22 protein-coding genes are annotated in these 17,003 nt (G+C 38.6%); 19 read left to right on the forward strand and 3 right to left on the reverse strand.

The annotated features are described in order from the left end of the window. The first annotated feature begins 793 nt into the window (after nt 1-793). The 3 genes from cspE to rz1 all read left to right on the forward strand — a co-directional run bounded on the left by cspE (nt 794) and on the right by rz1 (nt 2,011). Complete coding sequence (gene cspE / locus JK188_RS10595; protein WP_036954791.1) at nt 794-1,006, forward strand: transcription antiterminator/RNA stability regulator CspE; 213 nt, start codon at nt 794-796, stop codon at nt 1,004-1,006. A 344-nt stretch (nt 1,007-1,350) separates the two neighbouring features. Further along, a complete protein-coding gene (locus tag JK188_RS10600) occupies nt 1,351-1,806 on the forward strand; it encodes an Hsp20 family protein (RefSeq protein WP_036954788.1) in 456 nt (151 codons plus the stop codon). Nucleotides 1,807-1,834: 28 nt separating this feature from the next. Then, a complete protein-coding gene (gene rz1 / locus JK188_RS18100) occupies nt 1,835-2,011 on the forward strand; it encodes a lysis system o-spanin lipoprotein Rz1 (protein ID WP_442959121.1) in 177 nt (58 codons plus the stop codon). 614 nt (nt 2,012-2,625) lie between these two features. Here the strand turns inward: rz1 and JK188_RS10610 are convergent. Both JK188_RS10610 and JK188_RS10615 read right to left on the reverse strand, forming a co-directional pair. Continuing rightward, on the reverse strand, nt 2,626-2,859 hold the full coding sequence (locus JK188_RS10610; RefSeq protein ID WP_132494933.1) for a DUF1161 domain-containing protein: 234 nt from the start codon (nt 2,857-2,859) through the stop codon (nt 2,626-2,628). Between the two features lie 185 nt (nt 2,860-3,044). Continuing rightward, nucleotides 3,045-3,176: an entericidin A/B family lipoprotein gene (locus JK188_RS10615; protein WP_036952467.1), complete on the reverse strand. Its 132-nt coding sequence runs from the start codon at nt 3,174-3,176 to the stop codon at nt 3,045-3,047. A gap of 478 nt (nt 3,177-3,654) precedes the next feature. On the opposite strand from JK188_RS10615, the gene JK188_RS10620 reads away from it, so the two are divergent. After that, nucleotides 3,655-4,170, forward strand: coding sequence for a lipocalin family protein (locus tag JK188_RS10620; RefSeq protein WP_036952464.1), 516 nt, complete (start codon nt 3,655-3,657; stop codon nt 4,168-4,170). Between the two features lie 113 nt (nt 4,171-4,283). On the opposite strand, the gene JK188_RS17990 is transcribed toward JK188_RS10620, so the two are convergent. Beyond that, nucleotides 4,284-4,652: a VOC family protein gene (locus tag JK188_RS17990; protein WP_211886202.1), complete on the reverse strand. Its 369-nt coding sequence runs from the start codon at nt 4,650-4,652 to the stop codon at nt 4,284-4,286. 406 nt (nt 4,653-5,058) lie between these two features. Between JK188_RS17990 and JK188_RS10630 the strand changes: the two genes are divergently transcribed. The 15 genes from JK188_RS10630 (at nt 5,059) to umuC (ending at nt 16,869) form a co-directional block, all read left to right on the forward strand. Next, on the forward strand, nt 5,059-5,661 hold the full coding sequence (locus tag JK188_RS10630; RefSeq protein ID WP_006658160.1) for a hypothetical protein: 603 nt from the start codon (nt 5,059-5,061) through the stop codon (nt 5,659-5,661). Nucleotides 5,662-5,663: 2 nt separating this feature from the next. Then, a complete protein-coding gene (locus JK188_RS10635; RefSeq protein ID WP_108479712.1) occupies nt 5,664-7,151 on the forward strand; it encodes a terminase in 1,488 nt (495 codons plus the stop codon). Next, nucleotides 7,151-8,521: a DUF4055 domain-containing protein gene (locus tag JK188_RS10640; RefSeq protein ID WP_211886201.1), complete on the forward strand. Its 1,371-nt coding sequence runs from the start codon at nt 7,151-7,153 to the stop codon at nt 8,519-8,521. Before JK188_RS10635 ends, JK188_RS10640 begins: the two co-directional genes overlap by 1 nt. Next, the gene (locus JK188_RS10645) at nt 8,518-9,639 is read left to right on the forward strand and encodes a hypothetical protein (protein ID WP_108479714.1); all 1,122 of its coding nucleotides are present in this window, start codon (nt 8,518-8,520) and stop codon (nt 9,637-9,639) included. The genes JK188_RS10640 and JK188_RS10645 overlap by 4 nt, the downstream gene beginning before the upstream one ends. Before the next feature lie 112 nt (nt 9,640-9,751). Further along, a complete protein-coding gene (locus JK188_RS10650) occupies nt 9,752-10,528 on the forward strand; it encodes a hypothetical protein (protein WP_036952450.1) in 777 nt (258 codons plus the stop codon). A 13-nt stretch (nt 10,529-10,541) separates the two neighbouring features. Next, nucleotides 10,542-11,519, forward strand: coding sequence for a major capsid protein (locus tag JK188_RS10655; RefSeq protein ID WP_108479715.1), 978 nt, complete (start codon nt 10,542-10,544; stop codon nt 11,517-11,519). 71 nt (nt 11,520-11,590) lie between these two features. Further along, entirely contained in the window at nt 11,591-12,073 is a 483-nt protein-coding gene (locus JK188_RS10660; protein ID WP_108479716.1) for a DnaT-like ssDNA-binding protein, read from the forward strand. Nucleotides 12,074-12,075: 2 nt separating this feature from the next. Then, complete coding sequence (locus JK188_RS10665; RefSeq protein WP_108479717.1) at nt 12,076-12,426, forward strand: hypothetical protein; 351 nt, start codon at nt 12,076-12,078, stop codon at nt 12,424-12,426. A 1-nt stretch (nt 12,427) separates the two neighbouring features. Beyond that, entirely contained in the window at nt 12,428-13,006 is a 579-nt protein-coding gene (locus tag JK188_RS10670) for a hypothetical protein (RefSeq protein ID WP_211886199.1), read from the forward strand. After that, on the forward strand, nt 13,007-13,408 hold the full coding sequence (locus JK188_RS10675) for a phage tail terminator-like protein (protein WP_036952438.1): 402 nt from the start codon (nt 13,007-13,009) through the stop codon (nt 13,406-13,408). A gap of 48 nt (nt 13,409-13,456) precedes the next feature. Beyond that, nucleotides 13,457-14,110 (forward strand): phage tail tube protein, encoded by a 654-nt coding sequence (locus JK188_RS10680; protein ID WP_036952436.1) that lies wholly within the window; start codon nt 13,457-13,459, stop codon nt 14,108-14,110. A 34-nt stretch (nt 14,111-14,144) separates the two neighbouring features. Next, nucleotides 14,145-14,447 carry a phage tail assembly chaperone gene (locus tag JK188_RS10685; RefSeq protein WP_036952433.1) on the forward strand — a complete coding sequence of 101 codons (303 nt, stop codon included), beginning with the start codon at nt 14,145-14,147 and terminating at the stop codon, nt 14,445-14,447. A gap of 17 nt (nt 14,448-14,464) precedes the next feature. Beyond that, nucleotides 14,465-14,746 carry a DUF1799 domain-containing protein gene (locus tag JK188_RS10690; RefSeq protein WP_117162450.1) on the forward strand — a complete coding sequence of 94 codons (282 nt, stop codon included), beginning with the start codon at nt 14,465-14,467 and terminating at the stop codon, nt 14,744-14,746. A 447-nt stretch (nt 14,747-15,193) separates the two neighbouring features. Beyond that, complete coding sequence (gene umuD, locus JK188_RS10695) at nt 15,194-15,607, forward strand: translesion error-prone DNA polymerase V autoproteolytic subunit (RefSeq protein ID WP_154600247.1); 414 nt, start codon at nt 15,194-15,196, stop codon at nt 15,605-15,607. After that, nucleotides 15,607-16,869, forward strand: a complete 1,263-nt coding sequence (umuC, locus tag JK188_RS10700) for a translesion error-prone DNA polymerase V subunit UmuC (RefSeq protein ID WP_154600246.1) — start codon at nt 15,607-15,609, stop codon at nt 16,867-16,869. The genes umuD and umuC overlap by 1 nt, the downstream gene beginning before the upstream one ends. Nucleotides 16,870-17,003: the final 134 nt, after the last annotated feature.

Genomic DNA, 17,003 nt, shown 5'->3' on the forward strand with positions numbered 1-17,003 from the left:
AATGATAGTAATTCTTATTAATGAATAATTAAATCAATATGTATTTTATTATATAAAGCATATGATTATGTCGATATTGTGATAAGAGTGACTACAACATCAGAAGCTAAAGAGTCTCACTTCAGTGGGGTTTTTGGGGATTTGTATACATGATGCGCTTAAGTAAATCGAAGGCTATTCCGAACAACTGATTTTAATTGTCAACATGAATGGTATTTTTATTGATTAATGAGATTAATTATCATATTGTTTTCGGCTTAACTTATGAAGGAAGAGACATGAAAAAGATAATTGATTCATTTTTTGTTGTAGCTTCATTTGTAATTGTTGCACTGTCATTTGTCTTTGCGGGTGGAATGCCTTTTGACCCAACAGAAGATGATAGTATCAAATAATTAATGGATAGAGTTTTTTCCAAGAGGTCGTCTAGTACGACCTTTTCTATTAAATTGTATTTGATGCATGGGTTGATGGGGTTTAAAATTATTATTTATCATTGAGTTATCTATATATTCGTGTATTGAATGGATTGCTAAATCCATATTGATTATTAAAATAATCGTAGTGTCTATGAAAAAAACCTTGCTATACGTAAGGATGTATGAGTAAATGCACTTATCGGTTTGGAAGTACAGACCTATTTATGAAAGCAAGTTTTGAAAAGTTCCCCCGTTTAGCGTTATCCCACAGATATCCATTCGTAGTGAATTCCTTCTAATTAGTTCCATAAGTATCAAAAAAAATCAAACCTATATGCCATGTGGCAACAATTAAAAATTTAAAGGAATTCAATATGTCTAATACAATGACTGGTTTAGTAAAATGGTTTAACGAATCTAAAGGTTTTGGCTTTATTTCTCCTGAAGATGGAAGCAAAGATGTGTTTGTTCACTTTTCTGCAATCCAAAGTGATAGCTTCAAAACTCTTAATGAAGGGCAAAAAGTCAGCTTCTCGGTAGAAAATGGCGCAAAAGGTCCAGCTGCTGTAAATGTAGTGGCACTTTAAGATCGATCTCTTTATGAGATGTCCTTGCTGTAAAGGGTCTCAATACAGACGCTAACATTTTGAAGCAACCAAAAGTAACCCTCCGGTGTTAAATGTACTTTTGCAAAAGTACTATGAAAGTTTAGACGTGTTAGTTACTTGATTGGTTATTATTAAAAACCTCGCTATGGCGGGGTTTTTTTATGCTTGCTTATATTTAATGTAAAGAATTGTAAGTGCTAGATTGAAATTTTCACTAGCGACACTATATAAGTTATGCACCAAGATAAAGAGTTAATCCATACGGGAAAATGGCCAATGGTGCTTATGTAATAGGTAGTTAGTTTGATATTGAAGGAGAAATTATGTCTAACATTAGATCTTTTTCACTACTTCCAACATTATCTGATAACCTACTTTCTAGCAGGTTTGACCAAATGGATCGTTTATTCAGCCAATTAACTGGTAACCGACCATTAACCTCAGAGCATCCTTATAATTTAAAGCAAATAAATGAATCAAATTATCAATTAATTGTCAGTGTTCCTGGTTATAAAGAGGATGACTTAAGCGTATCCTTAAAAGGTGGGAAGCTCTATGTACAAGGTGAGCAATCAACTGAATTAGTTAATGATTCAGAGAAATGGATCCATAAAGGTATAACACAAAATAAATTTTCTCTTGAATTTAATCTCGGTAAGAATGTAAAAATTGAAAGCGCAGAATTATCAAGCGGTTTGTTAACATTAAATATTGAATATGAAATTCCGGAAGAAGAGAAACCTCAGATCATAGCTATTGAAAATAAAGATACAAAATAATTTTTCTGTATTTTCTAACCCGTCAGCAATGGCGGGTTTTTTTCGTCTAATACTTGTTAGTGAAGGGAACATCAAAACCAACTGTAAAAAATCGAAATTGTTACTGCCACCGGCTTGGATGATGCAATCACTGTCCGATCTACTGACTCTGTTATCCAAAATTATTGGCTACTCCGACAATGAGTCGCGAAGTTCAAGCAAATGATACTTGGTTTGCAAGATGATATTAGAACGGAGTGCTTACGTTAATACCAATCAGTGAACGCTCTTGCGAAAAAAATTAAATTTATGAAAGCCAGAGTGCTTAACAAGTAGATAGAGAATTTTAAAAAAAGTGTCATTATATCTGGTTGTTTTTTATCTTGAGCAATAATGAATAGGATGCAGGCAAGGGCAGGGATAAATACGAGTAAGAGAGCCATAGGGTTAGTATACATATATATCGATACCGCTCCCTTATGTAATGAAAATTTTGTCTAATAGTAAAGTATATTCTTAACAGAAAAGCAATATGGAAAACTGAACAACAACGAATTTGACAATAAAGTGGTCAACAAATCCAATCACTTAAACTGTTAATATATTAATAATTAATATAAAAATCTTACCAATGCACAGATATCACTCCATAGTGGGTTGAGTAATTTAACTTAAGGTAGATAAACCTTGACTACAATCACGATAGTAGTAGTGAACTTTACAAATGCCATTAACATAAATCAATTTGTGGTTGGTGACCATTGGCTGGAAGATGATTGCGTCTTATTACATTGGCAATGAGAAATGAAAGGGCTTTGCAACAAGCCCTTTTGGGGGGAATTATTTTTTTGTATAAATAATTTTTTGTGTTTCATTAGAGCAGTTACCTACAACAGTACCTTGTTGTGAGGCTGCTTCTTCATTTGAAACGACGGTAATGGTAAAGCTCTCTTCAGGCACGCCATTGTTAATAATTTTTTGCGTAATTTCTTCAACAACGCTTTCACATGAAGCACTCGCAATGGCTGGAATAAATAATGTCATTAACGTAGCAATAATTATTCTTCTTTTCATATGCAATATCTCTTATAAGTTAGAATCAGTTAATGAAAATTCACCCTAAAAATTATAATGATGAATCTGACGTCAAACATTCAATTTCATCAATTAATACGGGCTATGCTATTTTATTTCTTAAATATTATGGCTCAAGAGGATGTATTTATATCTAAGCTTTTAGGATTGGGCAAAGTTTAATTTTACTCAGCAGCTCTTTGTATGGCTTCTCCACTGGCTTCTATATCTTTACCTACACCTTTTGTCGTATTACAGGCAGTCAAGCTCGTAATAATAGCTAATGAGCATATGAGTAAACTGAATTTTTTAATCATACTTCCTTCCTTACATTGTGTGAGGTTACAGACTGCCAAAGTTCATTTTTCATTATAGCAGAATAATTTAATTGTTAATTGAATCGATATGGAACGTGAAAGCTGATTACTAGCAATAGCATTAGCTAAATACTTTAGTGAAACATGATATCTGACAAATTAAAAAGAGCTGCTATATTTTAGATGATACTATGCATTTTGATAATAAAATAACCTTAGCAGCAAGGAGTAAACTCTATGATATTCAAAGAGTTATTTATCCGTATGCTTCATGTATTTCAATACCTGTTAGTCGGTATTCTTTTAATATTATCATCAATCGGTTTACCACACTGGCTAGTGTAATCCAAGTTAGTGCGACAATGACTTTATCTAAATACGAGGGTTCTATAGTCACGAAATACTAAATCACTATAGTCGCTCTGTGCTCTTTTTTATGCGAAAGTATCTTCATAGATCAATTTTATGTGAGGTTGCAATGCAGATAAAGTCAGTTTTTATGTTTGTAAGTATGCTGTTACTTAATGGGTGTAGTGTGAAAGTGCCACATGACATAACACCAGTTAAACATTTTGAACTATCCCGTTATCTTGGCGAATGGTATGAAGTTGCTAGAATAGATAATCGATTTGAAAAGGGACTAAGTAAAGTTTCTGCAAACTATTCTCTACGCAATGATGGTGGTGTAAAGGTAGTCAACAGAGGATGGGATTCACAAGGGAAAAAATGGAAAGAGAGTATAGGAAAGGCTTATTTTGTTGAATCTTCGGATATAGGTGCCTTGAAAGTGTCGTTTTTCGGTCCTTTTTACGGCGGTTATAACATTATTAAGCTTGATGACGACTACCAGTATTCACTAGTTGTGGGCCCTAATAAAGATTACTTATGGGTGTTATCGCGTACACCAACTATGCCGCCAGAACTTTTAGATGAATACCTTAGCTTTGCTAGCGCTAATGGTTTTGATAGACAAAGAGTATTGATATTTCAATAGAATCAAAAGTGGATTATTTATAGCGACATTAATTTATTGAAAAGTAAAATGTAATTACTGCAAGAGACAACCCGCCTTGTGCGGGTTTTTTATTACCTAATTAACTATGATTTTTATATTTTGAAGTGCTCATATGTTGTTATTTCATACTTATTTTCGTATGGGTCGGTGAAATAGATGGATATAGACACATCATGGTCAACGATAGAAAATTGAATGTTGTTGATTCTCAGGTGTTCTATGAATTCCATCAGTGTAGTCTTATCTGTACGAAAAGCGATTGTGTTACCGATGCTTTGTGATGTCCTTTTAAATAAGGAAAGGTGGACATCATTATTGTTTATGACTAATGGACTACCCTGGTCAAACCAAAACTTGTATTTGGGTGTAACGGTAAAGAATAAAATATCTTTATACCATTTTACGGCTTCATTGAGGTCATCGACATATACATGCACATGGTCTATTGAAGTTAGTTTCATTTGACTCTCCTTTAAATATTTAAAATAACATACCTTCAATGTAAATATTTTCGCTAAAAATGGTTTTAATTTGTTATGAGAAACTCTTTAAGAAATGTTAATAGTTAAAGCATAAGTGTTTTCTTGCTGAAGGTTTTAGATTTTTGGTGAAACCAATCGACAGAAGAATTGCTGGCTAAGATGTAAAGATAAGAGTTTGTAGATAAAAAACCCCTTATTGCAATGAACACAATAAGGGGGATTGCAGCAATACTAAATATTGCATTTAGCAATGAAATTAACAATGAAAAACTAAAATACAACAATTTAATTGTTATTGTTCTGATTTAAATCAAATTAAAGATTTTTGTGAAAGATGCAGATCTTGTTTTTGTATTGGCTTTTTGATTTATCATGAGGGTGAATAATGTTCAAAAGACCAGATTGGGAGGCTATTGAGTCTGCTTACCGAGCTGGCGTAATGTCTATAAGAGAAATAGCCTCTCAATATGAGATAACCCATCAAGCGATAAGTAAACGCGCAAAGAAAGAAGGATGGGAACGAGATTTAAAAGCAAAGGTTAAGGCTAGAGCTGAAAACTTGGTTGCCAAAAGAGAGGTTGCCACTCTGGTTGCCGCTGAGAAGGCTATTTCTGAGCGGCAACTTATCGAAGCTAATGCTGAAGTCATTGCCAATGTTCGTATGGAACATAGGGGTGATATTCGTAGGGCTAGGGAGTTAACCAACAGTTTATTTGATGAGCTATCTGCTGAATGTACGGATGTACCTGCTTTAAGGAAGCTAGGTGAATTAATGTTTGAGCCTGATAGCAATGGGCGAGACAAACTCAATGAACTCTACAATTCAATCATCTCCCTCCCCGAACGTGTTAAATCTGCTAAAGCATTAAGCGAGACACTTAAAAACCTAATTGGACTTGAGCGCCAGGCATACGGGCTGGATGACGCGCAGCAGAATAAAGTATCCGACTCTATATCGTCACTGATGGACGACCTATCGAAGGAATAAGTATGAAGCCAGAATATCTTGCATTATTAAGAGATAAGCTCTGGCGATTGAATCACTTGTACTGGATCACCAACAAAGAAGGTAAGCCAGTTCGATTTAAAATGACGCCTGAGCAGCTTGAATACTTTGAAGGGATGCATACGCGAAACATTATCTTAAAGGCTCGTCAGCTGGGTTTCACGACTGAGGTTTGCATTATCCAATTAGATGCAGCGTTATTTGAGGCGGCTAAATGTGCATTGATTGCTCATACACTTAACGATGCTAAAAGGCTATTTAGAGAAAAGATAAAGTATGCCTATGAAAAGCTACCCGAAGAAATTAAAGCTGCAAATCCGGCGAGTAATGATGCGGCTGGTGAATTGGTTTTTAGCAAAGGCGGGTCACTTTATATCAGCACGTCATTTCGTGGTGGCACTCTTCGATACTTGCATGTATCTGAGTTCGGAAAGATATGTGCAAAGTACCCTGAAAAAGCTCGTGAGATAGTTACTGGTGCGTTTGAAGCTGTATCAAGTGACTGTTTTACGACAATTGAAAGCACTGCTGAGGGGCGAGCTGGCTATTTCTATGATTATTGTCAGTCGGCCGAGAAAGCGCAAATTCAGTGTAAAACGCTATCTAACTTAGATTGGAAATTCTTTTTCTTTTCATGGTGGAAGAATCCTGAGTATGCGATTGATCCTGTTGAGCAATTGCCACAGCGATTAATTGATTACTTTGATGAGATATCCCGCAAGCATGGCATTCACCTAGATGAGCATCAGAAAGCGTGGTACTACGCAAAAGAAAAAACACTTGGCGATGATATGAAGCGGGAATATCCGTCAATACCCTCAGAGGCATTCCAGCAATCCGTTGAAGGTGCTTATTACGCTAAGCAATTCCGCTTTCTGTACGAAAATAAGCGCATTGGTTCACTCCCTGATAATTCGCATTTACCCGTTCATACGTATTGGGATATCGGCGTTGGTGACTCAACCTCAATTTGGTTTATTCGTGAAATAGGCGATGAATTCCATGTGATAGACCATTACTCAAACAGTGGTGAAGGTCTAAGACATTATATGAAAGTGCTGAAAGATAAAGGCTACACATACGCGAGTCATAATGGACCACATGATATTGATAACCGTGAATTTGGTTCAGATGCGAAATCGCGTAGAGAACTAGCTCGTGAAGGGTATGAAATTGACGGGCAAATTTACTCGATTCAATTTGACGTAGTGCCAAAGCTTTCTATTGATGAAGGTATTGAGGCTGTACGTGAAATTCTTCCTCTGTGTGTCTTTGACGAACATAAATGTGGTGAAGGCATTGCTCATCTCGAAGCATACCGAAAAGAGTGGGATGACAAACGAGGTTGCTGGAAAGATAAACCACTTCATGATTACACATCACATGATGCTGATGGGTTTAGATATTTTGCTGTAAGTAGACGGAACGTTAAACGACCAGCATTCGAAATTAACTTAGGAACAACCTTCTGATGAGTATAAATAATGTTGATTTTACTCGACCGGAGTATAAAACGGCTGCTCCTCAGTGGGAGTTAGTTCGCGTTGTTTGTCGAGGTGGCGAGGAAGTAAAGAGTTATCTTCCTGAATTGGAAGAAAAGGAAAGTGAGCGTAAGAAAAAGCGCAATAAAGACTATCAAGACCGTGCGGTGTTTTACCCAATAACAGGTAACACTCGTAACGGTATGATAGGGATGGCATTCAAGAAAGATCCATTGATTGCTGTTGCTGAAAAGCTGTCTTGTTTAAAAGATGATGCAGATGGTGCAGGTTCAAGCATTTACCAATTAGCTCAATCCTCTCTTGAATCGGTATTGGAAGTGGGACGACATGGGCTATATGTTGATTACAACAGCGACTCTAAGCTCCCGTACATATTTCAATATCGTGCTGAAGATATTATTAACTGGCGGACTGATCGTATTAATGGCAGGACGATGCTAACGCTGGTGGTATTGCGAGAGACTGTTGAAGAGGCGGACGGTTTTGGATTTAAAGATGCCATTCAATACCGCGTGTTAGTGATAGAAGATGGCAAGTTTATCTGTAGAGTATATCGCAAGACAGCTGGCAGCAGTGTGTATCAAATCCACTCTGAATATATTCCAGAGCGTGCAGGTAGTGGTGCTTGGGATGAAATTCCATTTACGTTTATGGGTGCTCAAAACAATGACCATACGATAGATGAGGCGCCATTGTTAGGTTTGGCAAAAATTAATCTAGGGCATTATCGAAATTCTGCTGATTATGAAGATTCAGTGTTTTTCTGTGGGCAAGTTCAGCCATATCTAGGCGGGTTAGATATAGAGTGGCGAGATCACTTAGAAAAAACAGGCATCATGGTTGGGTCTCGTTCACCTTTAATGCTGCCAGTGAAAGGGTTCTTTGGTTACGAGCAAGCTCAGCCAAATATGTTGGCTAAAGAAGCTATGGACAGTAAGCGTGATTATATGGTGGCACTGGGCGCTCAATTGGTTTCCGCTGACAGTAAAGTCAAAACGGTTATTCAATCTGTGGGGGAGCAAAGTGCTCAAACCTCTATTCTCAGTATTTGTTGCTCAAATGTCTCAGATGCGTTTAGCAAAGCGTTAATGTGGTGCGCTGAATACTTAGGTTTAGATACTAAAGACACTTCTTTTGAAATCAACAAAGACCTCGTTAATCATATTGCTGATAGTGCCATGATCCGTGAAATTGTTGCTGCATGGCAATCTGGAGCAACACGTAAATCTGACTTAGTGAGAAGTTTACAGAAATATGATGTTATCGACCCCGCTGATGATATTGATATGGTGGTCGATGAGCTTAATAACCAAGAGCCGACAATGGTAGGTGGGGCATGAAATCAGTGAATGAGCGATTAAGGGATGAATTGATTGCTCACTCTTTGTTTTCTGGTCGTTATTCTACGGATGTTGCAAGGCGCATGATAAATGCACTCAATGAGTTTGACGCTGAATTAACAGCGTCGCTTATTGTTGCCTTAGATGGTGCCACTATTGACGTGAATAGCTTTACTGTCAGGCGATTAGAGTCATTGCTGTTGAGCGTGAAAGCCATTAATAAACGTGCGATTGACAGTGCGTTTATGTTGCTGACAGAAGAAATGAGGGAATATGCATTGCATGAAGCGGATTATTATTCCTCATTATTCGATGCTTTATTACCTGATGCTGTTCTACGCCAATATCCGCTTATGGGTATTACAGAGGAGATGTTGTTTTCCTCAGCAATGTCTCGTCCATTTCAAGGGAAATTACTGTCTGAGTGGGCTGCTGGATTAGAATCTGACCGCATGACACGCATAAACAATGCTGTTCGCTATGGTTATTTAAATGGCGATAGTGCGCTAGAGATTGGGCGTAAAATCAGAGGTCATGCAAATCAAGGCTATAAAGATGGTGCCTTACAACTTAGTAGAGCTAACGTAACAACGATAGCGAAGACGGCAATCAGTCACTTACAAGCGACAGCAAGAGAACAATTTGCTGAAGCTAATAAAGATATCCTTGACTGCAAACAGTGGCTATCCACTCTCGATAATAAAACCTCCCATGATTGCATTGTCCGGGATAGGCTGAAGTATACTCTGGAAGGTAAACCAATAGGACACAAAATCCCCTATCTACAAGGTCCCGGTAAAATCCATTTTAATTGCCGCTCAACGGAAACTTTCGTCACTAAGTCATGGCGTGAATTAGGTATTGATGCGAATGAGATGGACGCAGGAACGAGAGCATCAATGGATGGGCAAGTTCCAGCAGAGACCAATTTTCTTGATTGGGTGCAGCGACAACCAGACTGGCGACAACGGCAAGTATTCGGTGAAACACGATTTAGATTAATGAAAGAGGGCGGTATGCATCCTTCTGAATTTTATACAGATAAGGGAGAATTTATTTCGTTAGAACAACTCAAAAAGCTAGACGAAAAAGCATTTAAAGATGCAGGTTATAGCTAATCAATTAACGATTTAACTAAGGTCACTTCGGTGACCTTTTTTATTGTCTAAATTCAGCCAAGGGCTGGTTTACTTTAACGCGCTAGGCGCAATGAATCCCAAGGGGAACAACATGTTATTTATGAATATCGAACGCAAATATTACTCACAGGCTGATGATGGAGCTGGTGGTGGAAGCGGTGGAACTGCACCTGTAATCACACCGGAAATTCAAGCCATTATCGATAAAGCAGTCGGTGAGCAAGTAGCTGGGTTGAAGGCTAAACGTGATGAGTTATTGGGTAAACTCAAAGAGCAAAACGATAATCTCAAGCGTTTTGATGGTATTGATCCCGATGCTGTACGTGGAATTCTCAAACGTTTTGAAAATGATGAAGAAGCCAAGTTAATCGCTGACGGCAAAATTGATGAAGTCATTAATAAACGTACTGAGCGCTTACGCAATGACGTTGATAAACAACTGAAAGAAGCCAATAGCCGAGTGGAAAGGGCTGAGGCTTTTGCTAATAAATTTCGCCAACGTGTATTGGGAGATGAAGTGCGCTCTGCTGCTGGTAAAGCCGGCGCATTAGCTAGCGCACAAGAAGACTTAATTTTACGTGCCAAAGGCATTTTCCAAATCAACGATGAAGGTCAGGCCGTAGCCGTTGATGATGATGGTAATCCAATTATGGGGAAAGATGGTCGAACACCGTTATCACCCGTTGAATGGGTCGAATCATTAAAAGAAAGCGCGCCTCATTTGTTCCCTGCTGCTTCAGGGACGGATGCAGGAAAACATAAACAAGGTGGTGCACACCTTAAACGTTCTCAAATGTCTGCGAGTGAGAAAGCTGATTATATTCGCAGATACGGACGTGACACATTTTTAAAACTACCTAAAGAATAAGGGAAGATAAGTAATGGCTACGACGACTAATAGCGATTTAGTAATTTACAACGACTTGGCGCAAACAGCGTTTTTAGAGCGTCGCCAAGATAATTTAGCCGTATTTAATCAGGCATCAAATGGTGCCATTGTGCTTGATAACATTTTTATTGAAGGAGATTTCCGTAAGCGTGCTTTCTATCAAATTGGTGGCTCGATTGAGCATCGTGATGTTGATTCAACAGGGACAGTAGAGAGTAAAAAAATTGGTGCGGGCGAATCTGTTGAAGTGAAAGCTCCGTGGAAATATGGTCCATATGCAACAACGGAAGAGGCATTTAAACGTCGAGGACGAGATGTCTCAGAGTTTTCTGAGCTAGTTGGTATTGATGCTGCGGATGCATCTCTAGAAGGTTACATTAAATACTCCTTAGCCGCATTAGGTGCTGCTATCGGTAGTAATACTGAGATGGTCGTGACAGCAGACATTGCGACAGATGGGAAAAAAACGCTCACCAAAGGATTGCGTCAATATGGTGACAAGTTTAACCGTGTAAATCTCTTCGTTATGCACTCTACTACGTATTTCGATATCGTTGATCAAGCAATTGATAACAAAGTCTACGAAGAGGCTGGTGTGGTTATCTATGGCGGGCAGCCGGGAACGTTAGGTAAGCCTGTTTTGGTAACAGACAGTGCGCCAGTTGATGCTATTTTTGGTCTTGTTCCGGGGGCGGTGACTATCACCGAGTCACAGGAGGCAACCTTCCGCTCATTTGAGATCAATGATAAGGAGAACTTAGAAATTGGGTATCGTGGTGAAGGCGTTGTTAATGTTGGGGTGCTTGGGTACAGCTGGGATGAATCAAAAGGTAAAAACCCAGATCTAACCAAGTTAGGTACTGCGGGGAACTGGAAAAAACATTTTACGAGCAACAAACTGACAGCAGGTGTGATGATTAAATTAACTGCTCAGGGCAAAAATGCAGTAAAGCAACAGAGCCAGAAGTAGCTAAAAGGAAAAAAACTACTGATGGCAAGTGAAGATAGGGGCGTAATGCCCCTTTTTATTTTGAGGTGGTCATGATTGATGCCGATAAAAACTCACCTACGTTTAATAGTTATGCTGGCATTGAAGATTTAAAAGCATATGCGAAAGTCAGGAATTTAACCCTATCAGACAGTAAATCACTCGAATCATTACTCATCGTTGCTATGGACTTCTTAGAATCCCAAAAATGGAAGGGTAAGCGTTCCGACAGTACGCAACCTTTATCTTTTCCTCGTACTGGATTGTTTCGTGATGGGGTTGAAATTGCTAGTGATGCGATTCCTCATCAGGTTATACAGGCTCAGTGTCGCCTTGCACTTGAAGCACAAGAGAATGAATTGCAGCCAACATTAGGTGCAGAAATAATTTCTGAACGTATTGAGGGAGCAATTGATTTGAAGTATGCAGAAGGCACCAATACTGGTGCACCTAATTTCGCTTGGCTGAAAGGTTTGCTATGCGGCTTGATGGATAGCTCAGAAGGCTTGGCGATTAACACATTTGCAGTGAGGTAGTGATGAATATTTATCAACGAGGTTGTCACACAGCATTGCGAATACTGAAAAAATATGGCGCTTCATATCAAGTGAAACGTGCTGGCAAGCACTGGGTTGATGATAATGGTGTTGAGCATCATGAGCCTGAGTCTCTATTTTCAATTATTGGTGTAAAGGTTTTGTACAAACCATATGAAATTGATGGAACTCTAATTCTCTCTACGGATATTAAAATGGTTCTTTCTCCAGAGATTGATATTCGAAAAGGGGATTCTGTTCTTGTTGATGGTATATGGCTACGTGTGCATGAGCCTAACCCGGTTAAACCTGCTGATGTTGTTATTTGCTACAAACCTCAATTGAGGGCTTGATATGACTGATTCATTCATGAAGTCCATTAATCTATTTGTAGAAAAATCTCAATCAAATATGGAGGCGGTGGTAAAAAAAACAGGTTTTAGGATTTTGGCTCAACTTGTTCAAATGTCTCCAGTGGGTAATCCCGACTTATGGAAAGTTAACCAAACGGCTGTTGGTTATAACCAAGCGGTATTTGAGCACAATGAAGCATTGAGAAAAGACCCTAATAATTTGACACTGAAAAATCGTCAATTAAAAAAACGCGCTCGAGTTAATGACTCTATGGATATCAAAGCACCCCCAGGTTATACGGGGGGACGATTCCGTGGAAATTGGCAAGTCACTTTTGATGTACCTGCTGATGGTGAAACTGGGCGAGTTGATAAATCAGGCAATATGACTAAGGCGGTTGGTAACTATATGCTTGAGCAGTTCAAAGTGGGTATGAATGCTATCTATTTTACTAACAATGTTCCTTATGCCTACAGGTTGGAAATGGGGCATTCAAAACAAGCTCCTAATGGCATGATTGCAATTACCGCTGAAAACGTGAGTAAGTTCTTTAGAGACGCTATCGCAGAGATGAAGTAAATGAAACAATCTGAAATCAATCAGTCTATTCGTGCGCTGGTGGCAAAAATTGCTAAGCAGGAAGGGGTAAAGGTGGCTTGGTCAAATATTGAGTTTGATGATATTAGCACTCCATATTTGCAATTACATATAATGCCAGCCATAACCGAAAATCTAGGTCTAGCGTTAGACATGCCAGTTCAAAAAGGTGTTATTCAACTTAATGTTGTTGAAAAGATTGGTAATGGTGATTCGGCGGTTATTAGCTTGGTTGATGCCGTCAAAGAGCAGCTCGAAAATGGTCTAACACTCACGGAGTCACTGTATCTAGACGGTGAACCAAATCAGCTACCTCCACTTACCAGTGATATCAACTACATCATTCCAATACGTACATCCTATCGATGTCATCCAATCCGATAAACGACCGCCTAAATGGCGGTTTTTTTATGCATAAAAATGAGGTTAATAATGGCTTATAACATTCCTAATGGCTCGCGCGTTTATGTGGCGAGTAAATACGGAAAAGATGTTGAGTTTACGGCGGCAAGTAATGCCTCTGAAGCTGTACTTACTGTCACAGCGTCAAGTGGCATTAAAGCCGGAGATGTTGTTCTCGTTACATCTGGGTGGAAACAAATGTCCGGTGTCTTTCGTGTGAAATCAGCAGAAAACACAAGTATCACGCTTGACGGTGTTGATACGACAGATACCGAACGTTTTCCGATTGGCGGCGGCAAAGGAACACTAAAGTCAGTTCAAGAATGGGAGGTTATGCCCCAAGTCATGACCTTATCAACAGAAGGTGGTGAGCAGCAAACGCAAGAAATTCAATTCTTAGAAGATGAGCAAGCAGAAACGGTTGATACCTATAAATCGGGTATCGTGCAGGTTTATACATTTGCTCATGATGCGAAATTACCTATTCGAGGGTTATTAATGTCTTTGGATGATACAAAGCAGTTAACAGCGATTCGTTTTTATAATAAACGGGCTGGTGAAGACCGTTACTACTCAGCCAGTGTGTCATTCCAGCGTGTTCCTAATACTGCAATTAACGAGGTTGAAAACGTATCTGCACGTTTCTCTCTTAAATCAGATATGCAAATTTACACTACCGCATAATAACAGCCCCTTTCGGGGCTTTTAAGGAAACCTAATGGCGAAATTCACTCTGAATCCCAATCCAATATTTAAGGCTGATGTAAAAATCCGTGTGGCTGGCAAAAGCGAGCCGGAGGTTGTGACATTTACGTTCAATCATTTACCAATGAGTAAATTGGAAGAGTTGAAAAATGAGTCAGTAAACAAATTCTTTACTCAAATTATTGCTGATTGGGCAATTGAAGAGCCTTATAACGAAGATAATTTGAAGTTGTTATTTGACAACTATCCATCAGCCGCAGGGGCTATTACAACAACGTATTACAATGAATTGTTAGGTAATCGTGAAAAAAACTAATATCGGTCGCTGAAGCAATGTATGGGGGAATGACAAAGCAAGAGGCTAAAAATTTTGAGCGAGCTTTTGGCTTTCCTCCTGATCTTGATGATGTTGAAGTTGTTCCTGATGTATGGGAGTCATATCTGGTATTTTCTGCGATGAGTACACAGTGGAGAGTTGGTATGAATGGTGCTACGGGACTTGACTATAGCGTGATTCCCAATGTTTTAGATCTACTTAACATCAAAAGCAAAGCGACCATATTTGATGACTTAAGGGTTATGGAGCTAAAGGCTCTTGAGTTGATAAACAAGTAGTCAGGGGCTGTAATGCCTCCAGTATTAACTTTAAATTAATAGAGCCGGTTAAAGTCATTGTCGTCTCTATCGAGAAAGCAATCAGTACGTTTAGATTGATTTTCTATACGATTGCATTTTCTAGATATTTTGGCACTTTTATCATGAGCAGCTCTGACTTCAGCTTTTTCTGCTGGAGTTAATTCTGAATAACTTCTCCCTTGACATCCAACCATTAGAATTGATGTTAGTAACAATAATGTATATTTCATATTTTCGGCAATGCAGTTAATAGTTATAAGCCATAAGTTTACTTTATAAAAAGTAAATGAAGGAAGAATAACGACACTGTAGGTCTGATTTTCTAGGAGGGGATTGCATATTTCTAGTCTTTTGATACTTGAAAATGATCTTTACAACTAAAATGCTTACAATATACTGTATATAAATACAGTAATTTGGTGCATTATGAAGCTAGAGCCTATCGATTCCGAATCAATTCTCAATATTCCATTATTCTTAGATAGAGTGGCTGCGGGGTTTCCATCTCCTGCGGCTGACTACATGGAGGAAAGAATAAACCTTAACAGCACATTGATTAAGCACCCAGATAGTACGTATATGTTGCGTGTAGAAGGTAATTCTATGATTGACGCTAACATTAACGATGGTGATGTTGTGATTGTCGATAGCGCATTGGTAGCAAAAGATGGGGATATTGTTATCGCCAGTGTTGATGGTGAGTTTACTGTTAAGAAATTAAAGTCTTATCCACCGATGTTGATGCCAATGAATCCTGATTTTCAACCAATACATATTGGTGATGCGCAGGATTTACAGATATTTGGCGTTGTCACATTCATTATTCATAAGGCTCAGTAATGTTTGCCTTAGTTGATGTAAATTCGTTTTATGCGAGCTGTGAGAAAGTATTCAGGCCTGACTTAGCAGGAAAGCCAGTAATTGTTCTGAGTAATAATGATGGCTGTGTAATTGCTCGTTCCGCCGAAGCAAAAAAGCTCGGTGTAAAAATGGGAGAGCTTTACTATGAGAGAAGAAACTATTACCTGCAAAATCATATTAACATTTTTAGCTCGAACTATGCGTTATACGCTGACATGAGCAACAGAGTGATGTCTCTACTATCAATGTATGCTCCGCGTTTGGAAGTGTATTCAATAGATGAGGCATTTCTTGATTTCACTGGCTTGGTTCATACCTTTAATTTAGAAGATTATGGGCGAGAAATTCAATCAACGATATTGCAGCGAACTCACTTGCCAGTAAGTGTTGGCATCGGTCCGACTAAAACGCTGGCTAAAATTGCGAATCATGCCGCTAAAACGTGGAAGAAGACTGGTGGTGTGGTTGAGCTATCTGATAGAAGTCGGCAAAGAAAATTACTGTCATTTATTCCGATTGAAGACGTGTGGGGAATAGGACGAAGGATTTCAGTCAAGTTAAGAGCGATGGGTGTTTATACCGCTTTAGACTTGGCAAATGCACCAGTGTCTACAATACGTAAAACGTTTGGTGTGACGCTAGAAAGAACTCTCCGAGAGCTTAATGGCGAATCGTGCATTGAGCTTGAAGAAGTCAGGAAGGTTAAGCAGCAAATACTATACTCTCGCTCGTTCGGTAAGAAAGTTTTAGATATCGAAACCATGCGCAAGGCTATTTGTGACTATGCAGAACGAGCAGCAGAGAAGCTACGCGAAGAAAAGCAGCGATGTCGAATTATTAGCCTGTTTATTCAAACCAGCAGCCATGCATCAGGTGAAGATTATGCTAACAGTGCCAGCATTAAGCTTGAATACCCTAGCAGCGATACGCGAGACATCATTAATGCTGTTATGCGTGGTTTAGATTCTATATGGCGAGATGGTTACCGCTACTATAAAGCCGGGATAATGTTATCTGACTTCACAGATTCAGATGTTACTCAGTTTGATATGTTTTCTACTCAAAAACCATTTAAGAATGGCGATGAACTTATGAAAACATTAGACACAATAAATAATAGTGGCTTAGGTAAAGTCTGGTTTGCCGTGAAAGGGGGGGATAGTGGATATCAGATGAAGCGCGAAATGTTATCACCGGCGTACACGACAAATTTTAATGAACTGCCTGTAGCTAAAATCTAGCATATCAAGGATTGCAAGACTTTAAATTCAGTAAGCTAGCTTTAAAGTCTGAAGGTCGAATTTAATTAGGTAGGTACATAAAGATTAATATTTAATTTTGTTTTTTTAGTTAATTTATTTAATGTGTTGAATTT

Origin of the sequence: Providencia sp. JGM181, assembly GCF_018257375.1 — a bacterium.
Classification (GTDB): domain Bacteria; phylum Pseudomonadota; class Gammaproteobacteria; order Enterobacterales; family Enterobacteriaceae; genus Providencia; species Providencia lanzhouensis.

Bases quoted from the DNA above. Each gene is read 5' to 3' on its own strand.
- JK188_RS10630 (WP_006658160.1), top strand. From the start codon at position 5,059: ATGTTCAAAAGACCAGATTGGGAGGCTATTGAGTCTGCTTACCGAGCT.
- umuC (WP_154600246.1), top strand. From the start codon at position 15,607: ATGTTTGCCTTAGTTGATGTAAATTCGTTTTATGCGAGCTGTGAGAAA.
- JK188_RS10645 (WP_108479714.1), top strand. From the start codon at position 8,518: ATGAAATCAGTGAATGAGCGATTAAGGGATGAATTGATTGCTCACTCT.
- JK188_RS17990 (WP_211886202.1), bottom strand. From the start codon at position 4,652: ATGAAACTAACTTCAATAGACCATGTGCATGTATATGTCGATGACCTC.
- JK188_RS10670 (WP_211886199.1), top strand. From the start codon at position 12,428: ATGACTGATTCATTCATGAAGTCCATTAATCTATTTGTAGAAAAATCT.
- JK188_RS10665 (WP_108479717.1), top strand. From the start codon at position 12,076: ATGAATATTTATCAACGAGGTTGTCACACAGCATTGCGAATACTGAAA.
- JK188_RS10655 (WP_108479715.1), top strand. From the start codon at position 10,542: ATGGCTACGACGACTAATAGCGATTTAGTAATTTACAACGACTTGGCG.
- JK188_RS10650 (WP_036952450.1), top strand. From the start codon at position 9,752: ATGTTATTTATGAATATCGAACGCAAATATTACTCACAGGCTGATGAT.
- JK188_RS10660 (WP_108479716.1), top strand. From the start codon at position 11,591: ATGATTGATGCCGATAAAAACTCACCTACGTTTAATAGTTATGCTGGC.
- JK188_RS10615 (WP_036952467.1), bottom strand. From the start codon at position 3,176: ATGATTAAAAAATTCAGTTTACTCATATGCTCATTAGCTATTATTACG.
- JK188_RS10690 (WP_117162450.1), top strand. From the start codon at position 14,465: ATGTATGGGGGAATGACAAAGCAAGAGGCTAAAAATTTTGAGCGAGCT.
- umuD (WP_154600247.1), top strand. From the start codon at position 15,194: ATGAAGCTAGAGCCTATCGATTCCGAATCAATTCTCAATATTCCATTA.
- JK188_RS10600 (WP_036954788.1), top strand. From the start codon at position 1,351: ATGTCTAACATTAGATCTTTTTCACTACTTCCAACATTATCTGATAAC.
- JK188_RS10675 (WP_036952438.1), top strand. From the start codon at position 13,007: ATGAAACAATCTGAAATCAATCAGTCTATTCGTGCGCTGGTGGCAAAA.
- JK188_RS10635 (WP_108479712.1), top strand. From the start codon at position 5,664: ATGAAGCCAGAATATCTTGCATTATTAAGAGATAAGCTCTGGCGATTG.
- JK188_RS10610 (WP_132494933.1), bottom strand. From the start codon at position 2,859: ATGAAAAGAAGAATAATTATTGCTACGTTAATGACATTATTTATTCCA.
- rz1 (WP_442959121.1), top strand. From the start codon at position 1,835: ATGGCGGGTTTTTTTCGTCTAATACTTGTTAGTGAAGGGAACATCAAA.
- JK188_RS10620 (WP_036952464.1), top strand. From the start codon at position 3,655: ATGCAGATAAAGTCAGTTTTTATGTTTGTAAGTATGCTGTTACTTAAT.
- JK188_RS10640 (WP_211886201.1), top strand. From the start codon at position 7,151: ATGAGTATAAATAATGTTGATTTTACTCGACCGGAGTATAAAACGGCT.
- JK188_RS10680 (WP_036952436.1), top strand. From the start codon at position 13,457: ATGGCTTATAACATTCCTAATGGCTCGCGCGTTTATGTGGCGAGTAAA.
- JK188_RS10685 (WP_036952433.1), top strand. From the start codon at position 14,145: ATGGCGAAATTCACTCTGAATCCCAATCCAATATTTAAGGCTGATGTA.
- cspE (WP_036954791.1), top strand. From the start codon at position 794: ATGTCTAATACAATGACTGGTTTAGTAAAATGGTTTAACGAATCTAAA.